General features: G+C 64.5%; 15 protein-coding genes. 13 read left to right on the top strand and 2 right to left on the bottom strand.

Annotation, left to right across the window (positions count from 1 at the left end):
* Position 1 precedes the first annotated feature (1 nt).
* From ACVNHC_RS18290 to ACVNHC_RS18255, 8 genes are all read left to right on the top strand, one after another.
* Positions 2 to 1,354, top strand: coding sequence for a cytosine deaminase (locus ACVNHC_RS18290; protein WP_457168506.1), 1,353 nt, complete (start codon positions 2 to 4; stop codon positions 1,352 to 1,354).
* Positions 1,351 to 2,757, top strand: coding sequence for an FAD-binding oxidoreductase (locus ACVNHC_RS18285; protein ID WP_457168504.1), 1,407 nt, complete (start codon positions 1,351 to 1,353; stop codon positions 2,755 to 2,757). The genes ACVNHC_RS18290 and ACVNHC_RS18285 overlap by 4 nt, the downstream gene beginning before the upstream one ends.
* A 182-nt stretch (positions 2,758 to 2,939) precedes the next feature.
* Entirely contained in the window at positions 2,940 to 3,524 is a 585-nt protein-coding gene (locus tag ACVNHC_RS18280) for an NAD(P)H-dependent oxidoreductase (protein ID WP_058898723.1), read from the top strand.
* Positions 3,521 to 4,108, top strand: coding sequence for an NAD(P)H-dependent oxidoreductase (locus ACVNHC_RS18275; protein WP_050472379.1), 588 nt, complete (start codon positions 3,521 to 3,523; stop codon positions 4,106 to 4,108). Before ACVNHC_RS18280 ends, ACVNHC_RS18275 begins: the two co-directional genes overlap by 4 nt.
* Positions 4,109 to 4,219: 111 nt before the next feature.
* Positions 4,220 to 4,744, top strand: coding sequence for a MarR family winged helix-turn-helix transcriptional regulator (locus ACVNHC_RS18270; RefSeq protein ID WP_050472380.1), 525 nt, complete (start codon positions 4,220 to 4,222; stop codon positions 4,742 to 4,744).
* Between the two features lie 226 nt (positions 4,745 to 4,970).
* A complete protein-coding gene (locus ACVNHC_RS18265; RefSeq protein ID WP_457168501.1) occupies positions 4,971 to 5,879 on the top strand; it encodes a DMT family transporter in 909 nt (302 codons plus the stop codon).
* A gap of 101 nt (positions 5,880 to 5,980) precedes the next feature.
* The gene (locus ACVNHC_RS18260; protein WP_082205894.1) at positions 5,981 to 6,508 is read left to right on the top strand and encodes an OmpA family protein; all 528 of its coding nucleotides are present in this window, start codon (positions 5,981 to 5,983) and stop codon (positions 6,506 to 6,508) included.
* 149 nt (positions 6,509 to 6,657) lie between these two features.
* Complete coding sequence (locus tag ACVNHC_RS18255) at positions 6,658 to 7,746, top strand: LacI family DNA-binding transcriptional regulator (protein WP_082205876.1); 1,089 nt, start codon at positions 6,658 to 6,660, stop codon at positions 7,744 to 7,746.
* Positions 7,747 to 8,077: 331 nt separating this feature from the next.
* Here the strand turns inward: ACVNHC_RS18255 and ACVNHC_RS18250 are convergent, their stop codons facing one another.
* Positions 8,078 to 9,259 (bottom strand): pyridoxal phosphate-dependent aminotransferase, encoded by a 1,182-nt coding sequence (locus ACVNHC_RS18250; protein WP_457168499.1) that lies wholly within the window; start codon positions 9,257 to 9,259, stop codon positions 8,078 to 8,080.
* A gap of 242 nt (positions 9,260 to 9,501) precedes the next feature.
* Between ACVNHC_RS18250 and ACVNHC_RS18245 the strand changes: the two genes are divergently transcribed.
* Genes ACVNHC_RS18245 through ACVNHC_RS18225 form a run of 5 tightly spaced genes read left to right on the top strand, consistent with a single transcriptional unit; the run spans position 9,502 to position 14,820 of the window.
* Positions 9,502 to 10,704 (top strand): CobW family GTP-binding protein, encoded by a 1,203-nt coding sequence (locus tag ACVNHC_RS18245; RefSeq protein WP_457168497.1) that lies wholly within the window; start codon positions 9,502 to 9,504, stop codon positions 10,702 to 10,704.
* Positions 10,705 to 10,737: 33 nt separating this feature from the next.
* Positions 10,738 to 11,724: a WD40 repeat domain-containing protein gene (locus ACVNHC_RS18240; protein ID WP_457168495.1), complete on the top strand. Its 987-nt coding sequence runs from the start codon at positions 10,738 to 10,740 to the stop codon at positions 11,722 to 11,724.
* A gap of 31 nt (positions 11,725 to 11,755) precedes the next feature.
* A complete protein-coding gene (locus ACVNHC_RS18235) occupies positions 11,756 to 12,274 on the top strand; it encodes a DUF2937 family protein (RefSeq protein WP_050472386.1) in 519 nt (172 codons plus the stop codon).
* A 20-nt stretch (positions 12,275 to 12,294) separates the two neighbouring features.
* Positions 12,295 to 13,884, top strand: coding sequence for a gamma-glutamyltransferase family protein (locus tag ACVNHC_RS18230; RefSeq protein WP_457168492.1), 1,590 nt, complete (start codon positions 12,295 to 12,297; stop codon positions 13,882 to 13,884).
* A gap of 27 nt (positions 13,885 to 13,911) precedes the next feature.
* Positions 13,912 to 14,820 carry a LysR family transcriptional regulator gene (locus ACVNHC_RS18225; RefSeq protein WP_050472387.1) on the top strand — a complete coding sequence of 303 codons (909 nt, stop codon included), beginning with the start codon at positions 13,912 to 13,914 and terminating at the stop codon, positions 14,818 to 14,820.
* Positions 14,821 to 14,862: 42 nt separating this feature from the next.
* Here the strand turns inward: ACVNHC_RS18225 and ACVNHC_RS18220 are convergent, their stop codons facing one another.
* A complete protein-coding gene (locus ACVNHC_RS18220; RefSeq protein ID WP_457168490.1) occupies positions 14,863 to 15,945 on the bottom strand; it encodes a Glu/Leu/Phe/Val dehydrogenase dimerization domain-containing protein in 1,083 nt (360 codons plus the stop codon).
* Positions 15,946 to 16,231: the final 286 nt, after the last annotated feature.

Below are 16,231 nucleotides of genomic sequence, written 5' to 3'. Positions count from 1 at the left end.
CATGACCTGGCTGCTGAAGGCCCCGGTGCGCGGCACGGCCCGTTTCCAGCGCGCAAGAGTGCCCGCCTCCCTCCTGCCTGAGCATGTTGCAGGCAGCGATCCTGCCGCTCTGGTGCAGGTGGATATCGAGGTGCGGGATGGCCGCATCGAGATGATCCGCCCCTCCGGCGGCCTTCCGGTGGCGCCCTGCGGCGACTGCCATGATCTCGATGACGGCATGGTGCTGCCGGGCCTCATCGACATGCACACCCACCTCGACAAGGGCCACATCACCCCGCGCCGCCCCAACCCGGATGGCACCTTCATGGGGGCGCTGATGGCGGTGGGAGAGGACCGCATGGCCAACTGGACGGCGGCGGATGTGCGGGCGCGCATGGAGTTTTCGCTGCGCTGCGCCTATGCGCAGGGCACGGTGCTGATCCGCACCCATCTCGACAGCCTGCCGCCGCAGGAGACGATTTCCTGGCCCGTGTTCCAGGAGGTGCGCGAGGACTGGGCGGGCCGGATCGAGCTGCAGGCGGCCTGCCTCTTCGGCATCGACCGGCTGGATGCGGATGACGGCTATCTGACGTCCATGGCGGACCGGGTCTCCCGCGCCGGGGGCGTGCTCGGGGCGGTCACCTACATGATCCCGCGTCTCGACGAGCATCTGGACGCGATGTTCCGTGCGGCGGCCGAACGGGACCTGCCGCTCGACTTCCATGCGGATGAAACCGGCGACACGGGCGCCCGTACCCTGCGCCATATTGCCGAAGCGGCCCTCCGCAACGGCTTCAAGGGGCAGGTGGTGGTGGGGCATTGCTGCTCCCTCGCGCTGCAGGAGCCGGACGAAATCGGCCGCACGCTGGATCTGGTGGCGCAGGCCGGGCTCGGCATCGTGTCCCTGCCCATGTGCAACATGTATCTGCAGGACAGGCAGGCCGGGCGCACGCCGCGCTGGCGCGGTGTCACGCTGCTGCATGAGATGAAGGCCCGCGGCATTGCCGTGGCCGTTGCCTCCGACAACACCCGTGATCCCTTCTATGCCTATGGCGACATGAACCTGATCGAGGTCTACACCCAGGCAACGCGCATCCTGCAGCTGGATCACCCTTTCGGCGACTGGATCAACACGGTGACCCGGACGCCGGCGCAGCTGCTGGGCCGGTCTGATCTCGGCTGTCTGAGAGAAGGCGCGCCTGCCGACATGGTGCTGCTGCGCGCGCGCAACTGGGGTGAGCTGCTCTCCCGCCCGCATGGGCTGAAGGCGGTTTTGCGCCATGGCCGGACCATCGACATGACCTTGCCGGATTACCGCGAACTCGACCCATTGATGACCAATGCCGTGACACTTGAACGGGGAGCTGCAGAATGAGTGCGCTCGAAAAGCTGAAGTCGGACCTTGCCGGGATTGCCATGGAGGACAATCCGCAGATCGTGAAACAGAAGAGCCGGGATTTCTTCTGGTACTCGCCGGTGCTGAAGCAGCAGCTGGATCACGTGACCGGCGATCTGGTGGTAACGCCGAAGTCCGAGGCGGAGGTGATCGAGGTCCTGAAGGCCTGCTATGCGCAGGACGTGCCGGTGACGGTGCGCGGCGCAGGGACCGGCAACTACGGTCAGGCCATGCCGCTGTCCGGCGGCGTCATCCTCAATCTGGCCGAAATGAACAAGGTGAAATCCATCCGCCCCGGCGTTGTGGTGGTGGAGCCGGGCGCCATCATTTCAAAGATCGATGACGAGACCCGCGCCCATTCCGGACAGGAGCTGCGGCTGCACCCCTCCACCTACCGCACGGCCACCATCGGCGGCTTCATTGCCGGCGGCTCCGGCGGCGTCGGTTCCATCAATTGGGGCGGGCTGCGCGACCTTGGCAACGTGCTGCGCCTGCGCGTCATCACCATGGAAGCCGAGCCGAAGGTGCTGGAAATGACCGGCCATGACCTGCACAAGGTCATGCATGCCTATGGCACCAACGGCGTCATCACCGAAGTGGAGATGCCGCTGACGGCCGCCTATGACTGGGTGGACGTGGTCGTCGGCTTCGATGCCTTCATGGACGGCGTGCGCTTTGCCGATGCGCTGGGCAATCAGGACGGCCTGCTGGTCAAGGAAATCGCCCCCATCGCCGCGCCGGTGCCGCATGACTATTTCCTGCGGCATCAGAAATACATCCGGCGCGACCAGTCGGTGGTGGTGGTCATGGTGGCCTCCTTCGCCATGGATGCCTTTGCCGCCTTCACCGCAGCAGACCGGCGCGCCTCGATCCTCTACCGTTCGGATCTGGCGGACGAGGCGACGCGCAAGGCTCTGCCGCCGGCCTATGAGCTCGCCTGGAACCACACCACGCTGCGCGGGCTGCGGGTCGATCCGTCGATCACCTATCTGCAGGTGCTCTATCCCTTCCCCGATCACGTGGAGAAGGTGCGCCGCATGTGCGACCTCTTCGGCGACGAGGTGCCGGGGCATCTGGAATTCGTGCGGTTTGACGGCAAGATCACCTGCTTCGGCCTGCCCATCGTGCGCTACACCTCCGAAGAGCGGCTGAACGAGATCATCCGCCTGCATGAGGAGGGCGGCTGCCCGATCTTCAACCCCCACCGCTACACGCTGGAAGAGGGCGGCATGAAGCAGACCGACGAGGTGCAACTGGCCTTCAAGCGGCAGGCGGACCCCAAGGGTCTGCTCAATCCGGGCAAGATGATCGCCTGGGAAGACCCGTCCTATGATTTCCGCAGTGGCAAGGTCTTCCTCTTCCCGGGCCTTGCCCGCGCCTGAGGCAAAAAACTCCGTCCGGGCCGTTGCAAGGCGGCCCGGACGCCGGTCTGCCGGGCAGGCCGCTTTGAAGTCCGGTTTTCTCTTTTGCAGCCCCGCCCGTTTGGCCGCCCTTCCTCAATAAACAGGAAGGGCCGTCCCTTCCGGCTGTCCGGCGCAACAGGCAGGAGGTGTGAGACAGTCCGATGCGTGTTCTGGTGCTCTTCGCTCATCCGGTTGAGGACAGCTTTTCCGCAGCCCTGCATGCAACTGTTCTGGAGGGGCTTCAGGCTGCCGGGCATGAGGTCGATGATCTTGATCTCTACAAGGAAGACTTCGATCCCCGCCTCAGCCGGGAAGAACGGCTGGCCTATCATGACCTTGATGTGAACCGGCAGGCCGTCGCGCCTTATGTCGACCGGCTGCTGGCGGCCGAGGCGCTGGTGATCGTGCATCCGGTGTGGAACTTCGGCTATCCGGCGATCCTGAAAGGCTTCTTCGACCGGGTGTTCCTGCCCGGCGTCTCCTTTGGCCTGCGCAATGGCAAGGTCGTGCCCATCCTGCACAATATCCGCAGGCTTTCCGTTGTCACGACCTATGGCGGCTCGCGCCTCAGGGCGCTGCTGGTGGGCGATCCGCCGCGCAAGGTGGGCACACGGGTGCTGCGCGCCGTGATCAAGCCGGGGGCAAGGGTGGATTATCTGGCGCTTTATGACATGAACCGCGCAGACGGTGCGCAGCGCGGCGGATTTCTCGGCAGGGTCCGTAAGGTGATGGAGGCATACAGGTGAAGGCACTCGTCGTTTATTCGCATCCCGTCCCGGAAAGCTTCAACGCCTCCATGCGTGATCACGTTGTCTCGGTGCTGAAGCAGGCCGGACATGAGGTGCGGCTGCTCGATCTTTATGCCGAGGGCTTTCAGCCGGCGATGAGCGCGGACGAGCGGCGCGGCTATCACGATGTGGACAGCAACGTGCTGCCCGTGAAGGCGCATGTGGAAGCAATCCTGTGGTGCGACATGATGGTGTTTGTCTATCCGACCTGGTGGTTCGGGCTTCCGGCCATGCTCAAGGGCTGGTTTGACCGGGTCTGGGTGCCGCATGTCACCTTCGAGATGCCGTCCGAACACACGGGAATGCGGCCGAAAATGCAGCATATCCGCAAGATCGCCATCGTCACCACCTGCGGGGCAAGCTGGTTTGTTTCCAAGCTGATGGGCGAACCGGGGCGCAAGACCATCATGCGGGGCCTGCGCGCTCTTTGCGCGCCACGCTGCAAGACGCTTTACCTCGCGCATTACAGGATGGACAGTTCCACGCAGGAAAGCCGTGACCGTTATGTAAAAAAAGTTGCAAGAAGGCTCGCAAAATTCTGAGCCGGGGTGCCGGGTGTCATTTGACGGTTAAACAACGCGGCTAGGGTTCCGGCGAATCGGCGTCCGGCTTTGGGTGCCGTGCCTGCCATTTCCACTGCGGAGCGAGCGATCATGGCATTCAGTTACAAGAAGAGCGTCACCTTCCGCCTGCTGCAGGCGGCCAAGGCCCAGCGGGCACGCGCCGGCACCCATCTGATGCGTGCGGGCCTGCATCCGGGGCAGGAGCTGGTGCTGAAAGTGCTGGCCGACAGCGACGGCCGCACCATGAGCCAGCTGGCGCTGGCGCTGGGCGTGCAGCCGCCCACCGTGACCAAGATGGTCACCCGCCTGTCCGCACAGGGGCTCGTCCGCCGCCAGATCTCCGACACCGACGGTCGCCTTGCCCGCGTGTTCCTCACCGATGAGGGACGTGACCGGATCGAGGCCGTCGACAAGGCCTGGAAGCGGCTCGAAAAGGAAGCCATCGCCGGTCTTGACGACAAGGACCGCAAGCGCCTGAAGAAGCTGCTGCGCCAGATCGAGAAGAACCTCTCCCTGTCTCTCGATGACGATGAAGGCGACGAAGAGCTGCTGGAGCCGGATGAGGACGATGCGCCGAAGGCCGCCGTGATCGCTCTGGCAACGGCGGAAAGCTGAGACCCTTCCCGGTGAGCCTTCCCTCATCGGGGTCTGGCCCTTCCGCCCGGTTTGCACGCTCAGGAGCCGCTGATTGGCGGGAGCGGCTCCCTGCAAGGCTGCCATACCCAAAGGGCAGGGCGAACCGTACCGTTCGGTCTGTTTGTGGGCTTCCGTTCGCCGGGCACTCACTCTAAGGTGTGAGTGCCGCGCCGGTTCTGGCGCGGGCGTTTCTGGAAGAAAATCCATGACCAGCACTCCGGATGGATCCGGCCCGGGGCAGCGTGAGGAGTCGCGCAGCCAGCTTATCGGTATCGGCATGCTCCTGCTTGCCTGCTTCCTTTTTGCAGGCCTTGATGCCACGGCGAAATATCTGGTCCGTGACCTGCCGGCGTTTCAGGTCGTCTGGGTGCGCTTCGTCACGCATATGGTGCTGGCCTTCTTCCTGTTCCGCATCTGGGCGCATCCTGAATATTTCCGCACGGACCGGCCGGTGCTGATGATCCTGCGCGGCTTCTGCCTGCTCGGGAACACCTCCTTCAACTTCCTCGCCGTGCGGCATCTGCAGCTGGCCGAAACCATGTCGATCATGTTTGCCGGGACCATTCTGGTGACGGCGCTGGCCGTGCCGATGCTGGGCGAAAAGGTTGGCCCGCGGCGCTGGGCGGCGGTCTTCGTCGGCTTCATCGGTGTTCTCGTCATCGTGCAGCCCGGTTCCGGCCCGCTCAACTGGGCGGTGATCTATTCGCTGCTGTCGATGCTCTGCTACGCGCTTTACACGCTGCTGACGCGCATGCTCTCGGCCACTGATTCCACCCTCAGCATGCTGATCATTCCGGCAGCCGTGGCGTCCCTTGCCATGGCGCCGGGCGGCATTTCCGTGTGGCAGGCGCCGCCCAGCCTGTTCCACTGGGGGCTGCTGCTGTCCACCGGTGTTCTGGGCGGACTGGGCCACTGGATCCTGATCGGCGCCTACCGCCGTGCGCCTGCCTCGGTGCTGGCACCTTTCACCTATGTGCAGATCATCTGGATGATCAGCCTCGGCTACCTTGTCTTCGCCGACCTGCCGGGCAGTTCCACCCTGATCGGTGCGTCCATCGTCGTCAGCTCCGGGCTCTACATTCTCTACCGCGAGCAGATCGTCAAAAAGCGTTAGGCTTCCGCTTGCCGGATCTCCCCAGTCTTTTCCATTGACGCCCCGCAGCAGGGATGCTCTGAAACTCCTGCAAGGGGTTGGCGAAGATCGGGGGGTTTTTCGTGCGGGGATGGGGCTTATCAGGACTGCGGGCACTGCTGCTCGCCATGCCGCTGGCCGGTTGCGCGGGGCTTGGCCTGACGGATGGGCAGGCACCGGCAACACCGGCGGAAGCCGCCGGGTTTCAGCCGGGCAGCGAGGAAGAGTTCATGCTGAATGCGGGCCGCCGCATTCATTTTGCCGAAGGCTCGGCGGCCATTGATCCAGAGGCCGAAGCCATCCTGATCCGGCAGGCCGCCTGGCTCAATATTTATCCGCAGTGGCTTGCCAAGGTGCAGGGCCACGCCGATGACCCCGGTGGAGAGGCGGCCAACAAGCGCTTGTCCGAACAGCGGGCGAAGGCTGTCTTTGACAAGCTGGTGGCGCTGGGTGTGGATCCGCAGCGATTGTGGTTCAAAGGCTATGGCATCGAGCGGCCGGAGACCGACTGTGATCCGCAGGACTGCGCCCGTCTCAGCCGTCAGGTCACTGTCAATCTGCGCAACGAGTTCGACGACAGTGCGCCGCAGTTCAAACGGTTTGGCCGGTAAGTGCGCCGCATGGCTTGCGCTTCGCGCCTGCGCCCCGCATGCTCGATAGAACTTGCGATTCAGGGCCTTGCCGGTCTATCAGCCTTTTGTCTGGCTGGTTCCCCGCAAGTGGGCCGGAACTGCTTTGGCGCATGTGAGGGACGGCACGTATGGGTGCAGACACGCCCCGTGACGAAATGGGTGGCGACGGTGACGACACGCCGCGCGGCAAACGGCTGACACTCAGCGACATTGCCGACAGGCTTGGTGTGTCCACGGCCACGGTGTCGCTTGCTCTGCGCGATTCGCCGCTGGTGGCCTCGGCCACGCGCGACAAGATCAAGGAAATGGCCCGCCAGGTCGGGTATATCTACAACCGCTCGGCCGCTTCCCTGCGCACCGCCAAGACGCAGATCGTCGGCGTTGCGGTGCATGACATCATCAATCCCTATTTCGCCGAAATCTTCCGCTCGCTGGAAGACGTGCTGGAAGCGCAGGGGCAGATGGTCTTCATCTGCAACCACCGGGACAATGTGGAGCGCCAGCGCGCCTTTGTGGACGCGCTGATGCAGCACCGCGCCGATGGGCTGATCCTGTGTTCTTCCGTTGGCACCACGGCGGACGAGATCAACCGGCTGACCGATCAGGGCATCCCCGTCACGCTCATGTGCCGTGATGTGGAAGGCGCCCGGGCGCCGGCCGTGCGCGGCGACGATGAGCTGGGCGGGGAAATGATCACCCGGCATCTGATCGCACAGGGGCACCGCCATATCGCCATGGCGGGCGGGCGGCGCGGCAGCTCCACCGGACGCGACCGCAATGCCGGCTGGCGCAAGGCGCTGGCGGAGGCGGGCATCGACCCGGACACGCAGATCGATATTCCCGAACTGATGACCCAGGCCGATGGCCGTGAGGCTGCCCCGCGCATTCTCTCCACCGGCGAGCGCCCGACCGCCGTCATGTGCTTCAATGATCTGGTGGCGCTCGGCATGATGCCGGCTCTGCGGCGGGCCGGTGTGGAGCCGGGGCCGGATATCGCCGTCACCGGTTACGACGACGTGGATGGCGCGGCCTCACGCACGCCCTCGCTCACCACCATCGCCAGCCACCCGGATGAAATCGGCCGCCGGGCCGCCGACCTCATCCTGCGCCAGATCGGCGGCGAGCGCGTGCCCAACACGCTGCATCTGATCCCGCCGGACCTGAAGATCCGCGACAGCTCCCCGCCCCCCGGCGTCCGGCTGGGCAGCAAGCTTTAGGGGTATCTTGAAGGTGTGGATGAGGGCGAAGCCGCGTCACACACTGGTTAAGCCCGTGCAGCGTTTGAGCAAATTCAAGGCGTGATGCGTCAGCATCTCAGCGCCTTGGTATCAGTGTCGCCCCGGGCGGAGCGAAGCGCAGACCCGGGGACCACTCGCTTCCAGAGCTACGATGGATTTGCCTGTGTCTGCGGCAGGCACAGGCTGCCCGGTCTGCCTCGCCGCATGTGTGCGCCGTCACCTCTCTGCAAACGAGTGGTCCCCGGCTCGCGCTGCGCTTGGCCGGGGCGACTCGGTACCTTTTCCCTGCCAGTGCCGGGCAGCAGCGCTCTCACTCCGGCTTTTCACGCTCCAGAAACTCCCGGATCCGCTCCAGCGCCAGGCTGATGTTTTCGCGGGAATTGGCGTAGGAGAGGCGGATGTAGCCTTCGCCCAGAATGCCGAAATCCGGGCCGCCGATGGTGGCAACGCCTGCCTTTTCCAGCAGCGCTGAGGCAAGCGGCTTGGCCTTCCAGCCCGTCGCCTTGATGTTGGGGAAGGCGTAGAAGGCGCCCAGCGGCGTGCGGGCGGAAATGCCGGGCAAAGCATTCAGCCCTTCCACCACCAGCTTGCGGCGGGCATCGAATTCAGCAACCATCGCCGCCACCGCATCCTGCGGGCCTGTGAGGGCGGCAAGGCCGCCGAACTGGGCCGGGGAATTGACGCAGGACCAGCAATTGACGGCGAGCTTGCGTGCCTTGGTGATCAGGGCATCGGGCCACACCGCATAGCCCATGCGCCAGCCGGTCATGGCATAGGTCTTGGACCAGCCGTCGAGCAGGATCACCCGGTCGCGGATTGCCTCGAACGCCAGCAGCGACACATGCTCCTGCCCGTCATAGGTCATCTGGCCGTAGATCTCGTCCGAGAGAATGGCGATATCCGGCCGCTCCGTCAGGCCCTGCACCAGCTTTTCGATCTCGGCACGTCCGGTGATGCCGCCGGTCGGGTTGGCGGGCGAGTTGAGGATGACGAGCCGGGTCTGCGGCGTCAGCAGCGACAGAGTTTCCTCTGCCGAGAAGCCGAAGCCGTTCTCCTCGCGGATCGGCACCGGTACGGGCCGGGCGCCGGTGAACTCGATCATCGAGCGGTAGATGGGAAATCCCGGATCGGGATAGAGAATGTCGACGCCCGGCGCGCCGAACATGAGGATGGCCATGAACATGGTGACCTTGCCGCCCGGCACGATGACCACATTGTCCGGATTGACGGAAACACCCACCCGCTTGTGAATGTCCGCACTCACCGCCTCGCGCAGGGGCAGGATGCCGGTGGCGCCGGTGTAGCCGTGCTCGCCGTCGCGCAGCGCCTTGATGGCCGCCTCCACGATATGCTCCGGCGTCCTGAAATCCGGCTGGCCGATGCCCAGATTGATGATGCTGCGCCCCTGCTGTGCCAGTTCATTGGCGCGGGCAAGCACCGCAAAGGCGTTTTCCTCTCCAATCCGGTCAAAGGCGTCGATGGTCCTGAGCATGTCCTCTCCCTTGCTTCAGCGGTGCCGTTCCTCCCCGCCTGTTGTTGCGCAGGATCGCGGCGGGGCGGGCGCTGCGCAAGGGCGGAAGCGCGTCATTGTGTTCCGCATTTACATTGAAGTGGTGATCTTTGCCTTTGGACTACCTATATTGCCGCCAAACGCATCACCTCTTATGGTTCGCCGCTGCTGCGCCAGTTGCCGCTGGCAGCCGCGATCCGCTTCAGGAAACAGGACTTCACGCCATGAGCACCGATGCCAGCACCGCGTCCAAGCAGATCCCCGTTACCGTTCTCACCGGGTATCTTGGCGCCGGCAAGACGACGCTTCTCAACCGCATTCTGTCGGAGAATCACGGCCAGAAATATGCGGTGATCGTCAACGAATTCGGCGAGATCGGCATCGACAACGACCTCTTGGTCGAGTCGGATGAAGAAATCTTCGAAATGAACAACGGCTGCATCTGTTGCACCGTGCGCGGCGATCTGATCCGCACCGTGCAGAACCTGATGAAGCGCCGCGGCAGCTTCGATGCCATCATCGTCGAGACGACCGGCGTGGCCGATCCGGCCCCGGTGGCGCAGACCTTCTTCATGGATGACGACGTGCGCGCCGCCTCTCGCCTGGATGCGGTGGTGGCCGTGGTTGACGCCCGCCACGTGCTGCAGCGCCTTGCCGACACCTCCGAGGCGGAAGACCAGATCGCCTTTGCCGATGTCGTCCTGATCAACAAGACCGATCTGGTGACGCCTGAAGAGCTGGCCGCCGTCGAGGCGCGCATTCACAAGATCAACCCCTATGCGGTGCGTCACAAGACGGAACGCTGCAGCATCGACATTGCCAAGGTGCTGGACCGGGGCGCCTTCGATCTCGACCGCATCCTGACGCTGGATCCGCAGTTCCTCAACGCCGGTCACGGTCATCATCACCATCACGGTCATGACCATCATCATGACCATGACCATGACCATGACCACGGGCACGAGTGCGGCCCCGATTGCGGCCATGATCACCATCACCATCACGATCATCACCATGATCATGGGCACCACCATCACCACGATCACGCGCATGACCATGACCATGGCCATGATCACGTTTGCGGCCCGGACTGTGATCATGATCACCACCATCATCATGATCACGATGACCCGCATTCGGTGCGCAGCATTTCGCTTCGCGCCGGCGAGCTGGACCCGCATGTCTTCTTCTCCTGGATCAACCGGGTCACCCAGACCGATGGTGCGAAGATCCTGCGTCTCAAGGGCATTCTGGCCTTCAAGGAAGATCCGCAGCGCTATGTCATCCAGGGTGTGCACATGATCGTCGAGGGCGATCACCAGCGCGACTGGAAGGATGGCGAGCCGCGCGAAAGCCGCCTCGTCTTCATCGGCCGCGAGCTGGATTTCGACGCCCTGAAGCAGAGCTTCGACGCCTGCGCCGCCTGACGGACAGCCACGAGAGCCATTGAAGGACTGACCGTGCCGACACTTGCAGCGACTGAACTCTCCGGCTTTGCCGTCAAGGCCGGGTTCCTGAAAGATATTCCCTATTTCGCCCTCGGCAGCGGCGAGGTGGTGCTGGTGGAAGGCGGGCAAAAGACCATCCGCCTGCACTCCGGCGGCCTGCTGGCGGCCGACGAGCGGGTGGAGGCGTCTGGCCACGCCACGGCGCTTGTCACCGGCGGTGACGACGGCAAGGTGATGGAACTGAGTGCTTCGGGCGAGGTGCGCCAGCTTTCCGAGCGGCCGCGCAAGTGGATCGATCTGGTGGCTTGCGGCCCTTCGGGGGCGACGGCCTTCGCCAGCGGCCGCACCGCCTGGGTGCGGCTGGCCGATGGCACGGAAAAGGAATTCCCGCATGAGCGGGCGGTGGGCGGGCTTGCCTTTGCGCCCAAGGGCCTGCGCCTTGCCGTCGCCCGCTATGACGGGGCGACCCTGTGGTGGGTGAACACGCAAGGCCAGCCGCAGCTGCTGGAATGGAAGGGCGCGCATCTGGCCGCCAGCTTCTCGCCGGACGGCAAGTATCTCGTCACCTCCATGCAGGAGGCCGCGCTGCACGGCTGGCGTCTCTCCGATGCGCAGGACATGCGCATGACCGGCTATCCGTCCAAGGTAAAGTCGATGAGCTGGTCCGCGAAGGGCCGCTATCTGGCCACCTCCGGTGCCAATGCCGCGATTGTCTGGCCCTTCTCCGGCAAGACCGGCCCCATGGGGCAAGCGCCCCTGCAGCTTGGCACCCGCAGCGATGCGCTGGTGACCTCGGTTGCCTGCCATCCGAAGGAGGATGTGGCGGCGGTCGGTTATCAGGACGGCATGATCCTTCTGTGCCGCTTCGAGGACAATGCGGAGGTGCTGCTGCGCCGTGCCGCGAAGTCACCCGTCTCCACCATGGCCTGGGACCGGGCAGGCGTCCGGCTTGCTTTCGGGACGGAAGATGGCGAGGGTGGTGTCATCGCATTGGAATGACAGGGACTGGAAGGACTGGGGGAGACAGGTGATGATGCTGGCGAGACCCGTTGCTCTGGCGTTCGGTCTGCTTGCAGGCATTACCGCCTCACAGCTGCCGGAGTTTGCTCAGCAGTACCGTCAGCGGCTCGGCGGGGCGATTGATGCCCTGCAGACGGTCATGCTGCAGGCGGCCGAGGATGCGCAGCGCTCCGGCCTTGATGTGGATGGCGCGATTGCCAGGCTCAAGGCCAGCGGTGACCAGCTTGTCGCCGCTCAGGGCCGAAGCCTGGAGGAGATCGGCGACCGGCTGGCCAATATGCGGGCCGAGCGCGAGGCCTATGCCGAGGCGGATGAATTCGGCCGCCTGCTGGTGTTCCTCACCAGTGCCGACCGGGAATTGGCAAGGCGCACCTATGACGACTTCGAGCCTGCGGTGCCGGTGACGGCGGAGGGCATTCTGACGGGCATCCTGGGCCTGTTTGCGGGCCTTGGCTCCTTGCGGATTTCCGGAGCCTTTCTGCGCGGCCTGTGGAGGGTGTTCGGCCCGCGCCGGTCTGCCGCACGCTGATCAAGCTGACAGGAGAGAACATGGACACCGTTACCTCGTCCGGCGGCATGGTCGTTGCGCCTCACATGGCGGCAGCAGAAGCGGGCGCCGAGATCCTGCGCGAAGGCGGCTCAGCTATCGAGGCGATGATTGCAGCGGCGGCCACCATCGCTGTTGTCTATCCGCATATGAATGCCATTGGTGGGGATGGCTTCTGGCTGATCGCCGAGCCGGGGCAGGACCCGAAGGTGATTTCCGCCTGCGGGCCGGCCGGATCGGGCGCGACGATTGCCGCCTATAACCGCGCCGGGCATGGCGCCGTGCCAACGCGCGGCCCTCTGGCGGCGCTGACGGTTGCCGGCACTGTGGGCGGCTGGCAGAAGGCCTTCGAGGCAGCGGCAAGCCTTGGCGGGCGCATGCCCCGGCGTGAGCTTCTGATGAATGCCATCCGTCACGCCAAGGAAGGCTGTGCCGTTTCCGCCAGCCAGCAAAAGCTGACGGAAGAAAAGCTCGCCGAGCTCAAGGATCAGCCCGGCTTTGCCAGCGTCTTCCTGAAGGATGGCAAGCCGCTGGAAGCAGGCAGCCTGATGCGGCAGGAACGGCTGGCCGACACGTTGGACCAACTGGCCGCTGCCGGGTTCGATGACTTTTACCGGGGCGATGTGGGCGCGGAAATCGCGGCCGATCTGGAGCGCATCGGCGCGCCGGTTACCAAAGCGGATCTGCAGCGCTATGAAGCGCGTATCCGCAAGCCGCTGAAGGTGACGACCAAGGCCGGAACCCTCTTCAATGCCCCTCCTCCCACGCAAGGCCTTGCCTCGCTGCTGATCCTCGGCCTGCACGACCGGCTTCCGGCAGCACGGCCGGAGAGCTTTGCCATGGTGCATGGGCTGGTGGAGGCGACCAAGCGCGTCTTCCTCGTGCGCGACCGGGTTGTCACCGACCCGGACCGCCTGCCGGAGCCGGTGTCGCCTTTCCTCGAAGACGCCTGGCTTGACCGGACGGCGGCTGAAATCAGCGCTGCCCGCGCGCTGGACTGGCCGGTGAAATCCGCGCTCGGCGACACCATCTGGATGGGCGCGATTGATGCGAAGGGCTGTGCCGTTTCCTTCATCCAGTCGGTCTACTGGGAATTCGGCTCGGGCTGCGTGCTGCCGCGCACCGGCATCACCTGGCAGAACCGCGGAGCGAGTTTTTCGCTGCATCCGGAAGCGCTCAACGCGCTGGAGCCCGGGCGGCTGCCGTTCCACACGCTCAACCCTGCCATGGCGCGGCTTTCCGATGGGCGGCTCGTCACCTATGGCACCATGGGCGGCGAAGGGCAGCCGCAGACGCAGGCGGCGATTTTCGTGCGCCATGTGCTGAACGGCATGCCGGTGGGTGAGGCCATCGATGCGCCGCGCTGGCTGCTGGGCCGCACCTGGGGCGATGCCAACACCTCGCTCCGGCTCGAATCACGCTTTGACCCGGATCTGGCCGAAGCGCTGAAACGGGCGGGTCATGACGTGGTTGTGATGAATGAGGCCTATTCCGATACCATGGGCCATGCGGGCATGATCGTGCGCGGCTTGCGCGGCGGCCTTGAGGGGGCGCATGATCCGCGCTCGGACGGCGGGGCGGCGGCGGCCTAGGGCGCGCACCGGAAGGAGAGACGACATATGGATGCCATCACGCGCATGCGCTGCTTCATTCAGGTGGTGGACAGCAACGGCTTTTCCGCTGCTGCCCGCGAAATGGGCCGCTCCAAGGCGCTGGTGTCCAAATATATCGGCGAGCTGGAAGACGAACTGGGCGTCCGGCTGCTCAACCGGACCACACGGCAGATCTCGCTGACGGAAGTGGGCGAGGCCTATTACAAGGAAGCCAGCGACATCCTGCAGCGCATCGATGACCTGCAGGCTTCTGTCCAGTCCACCCATCACGAGGCGCGCGGGCGCCTGCGCGTGTCGGCACCGCGCTCCATGGGCGATGGCTTCATCAATCAGGCGATCATGGAATTTCTGGTGGCAGAACCGGCCATCACCATCGACCTGCGGCTGGATGACCGGTTTGTCGATCTGGTGGAAGAAGGCTTCGACCTCGCCATCCGGGTGACGGATCTGGAGGATTCCAGCCTGATCGCCCGCAAGATTTCCCCCTTCCGCACGGTGGTCTGTGCAACGCCGAAGGTGCTGGCTGACCATGGCACGCCGAAGCACCCTTCTGAACTCTCCAACATGCCCTGCATCGTGGACACGAATTACCGGTTCAAGTCGAACTGGATCTTCATGGACAAGGGTGACCGGGTGACGGTGCCGGTGAAGGGCCGGATCGAGGTCAACAGCGCCTCTGCCGCCCGCGATGCCGCCATGTGCCATCTGGGCTTTCTGCGCACGCCGATGATGTTCGTCTACAACGACATCAAGGCAGGCGGATTGCAGATCGTGCTGGAAGACTACGAGCATGACGGCCCGGCGATCTACGCCGTCTATCCCCACCGCCGCCATCTCTCCGGCAAGGTGCGCTCCTTCGTCGATTTCCTCACCCAGTGGTTCGCCAACATGCGCAAGGCGGGCAAAAGCTGCTGAGTGGCAACGCGGAGGTTATTTTCTCCCCGCTGCCTTTGTCTCTCACTTGCCTGCAGCCGCCAGCCGCTCTTCGGCGAGGCGGTCTGCGACGGTTTCCGGGGTCAGGCCCTCAGCCTCCGCGCGCTGGAATATGCGGGTGAGGGTGGTGCCGATGGCGAGCGTCTTTTCGCGCACCAGAGCGTCATCACCGCCGGGCGTTGCCAGCGCGATGGAAATGACACCGCCTGCGTTGATCGCATAGTCCGGCGCATAGAGAATGCCGCGATCCTTCAGCGCCTGGCCATCTGCGGGGGTGGCGAGCTGGTTGTTGGCGGCACCGGCGACGATCTTTGCCTTGATCTGCGGAATGGTGACGGCATTCAGCACCGCGCCAAGGGCACAAGGGGCATAGACATCGGCCTCCACCGCATGGGCCTCTGCCGGAGAGACGGCCACCGCCTCCAGCTCCGCCACGGCCCGGTCTACGGCCGGCTGGTGAATGTCGGAGACGATCAGCCGGGCGCCGGCGGCCTTCAGCTGGCGCGCTACATCGAAGCCCACATGGCCGAGGCCTTGAACCGAAACGGTGCAGCCGCTCAGGCTGTCCGTGCCGTTGACATGGGCGAGCGCGGCGCGGACGCCGGCGAAGACGCCGAGCGCCGTGTAGGGAGAAGGATCGCCAAGCCCGGTGGCACGGGTGCCGCGCACATGCGCTGTCTCGCGGGCCACGTCCTCCATGTCCTCAGCCGAAACGCCCACATCCTCTGCCGTGATGTAGGAACCGTTCATGCGGGCGACGTGGCGGCCGAAGGCGCGCATCAGGGCTGGCGTCTTGTCCTTGCGCGGATCGGCGATGATCACCGCCTTGCCGCCGCCCAGATCAAGCCCGGCGAGGGCATTCTTGTAGGTCATGCCGCGCGACAGGCGCAGGGCGTCCCGCAGGGCGTCCTCCGTTGTGGCATAGGGCCAGATGCGGCAGCCGCCAAGGGCGGGACCGAGGCGGCTGTCGTGAACGCAGAGAATGGCGCGCAGGCCGGTTTCCCGGTCATGAGCAAACACCACCTGCTCGTGGCCGGAAAACTCGGGATGGTCGAAAGCTGTCATCCCTTGCGTGGAAAAGGGAGCGGTGCGGGACGGGGCGTTCATGGTCCTCTCTCTCATGCCAAGTCTTGCGATGCCGGCGCATCAGGCCGTTCGATGGAAAGTTGATGAGGGAGAAAATGTCTGATCTGCATGGAAATTTGTGATCGATCTTGCGCCACAAGTCGCCTGATGGGGAAATTTCTCTCAAAAATGAATTCTGGAAGGATGAAAAGCGCCAATTCCCTTTCTGCGACGCAAAAGACGCTTGCGGAAGGTCACCTTCCTGCCCCCTTCTCAGGGCAATGAGCCGTGCCGGAATCACGCCCCAACGAGAATGGAATCACCACGA

This window comes from Pannonibacter sp. Q-1 (assembly GCF_054073275.1).
Note: the sequence above shows the minus strand (reverse complement) of the source record. Positions and strands in the feature narration are given on the sequence as shown.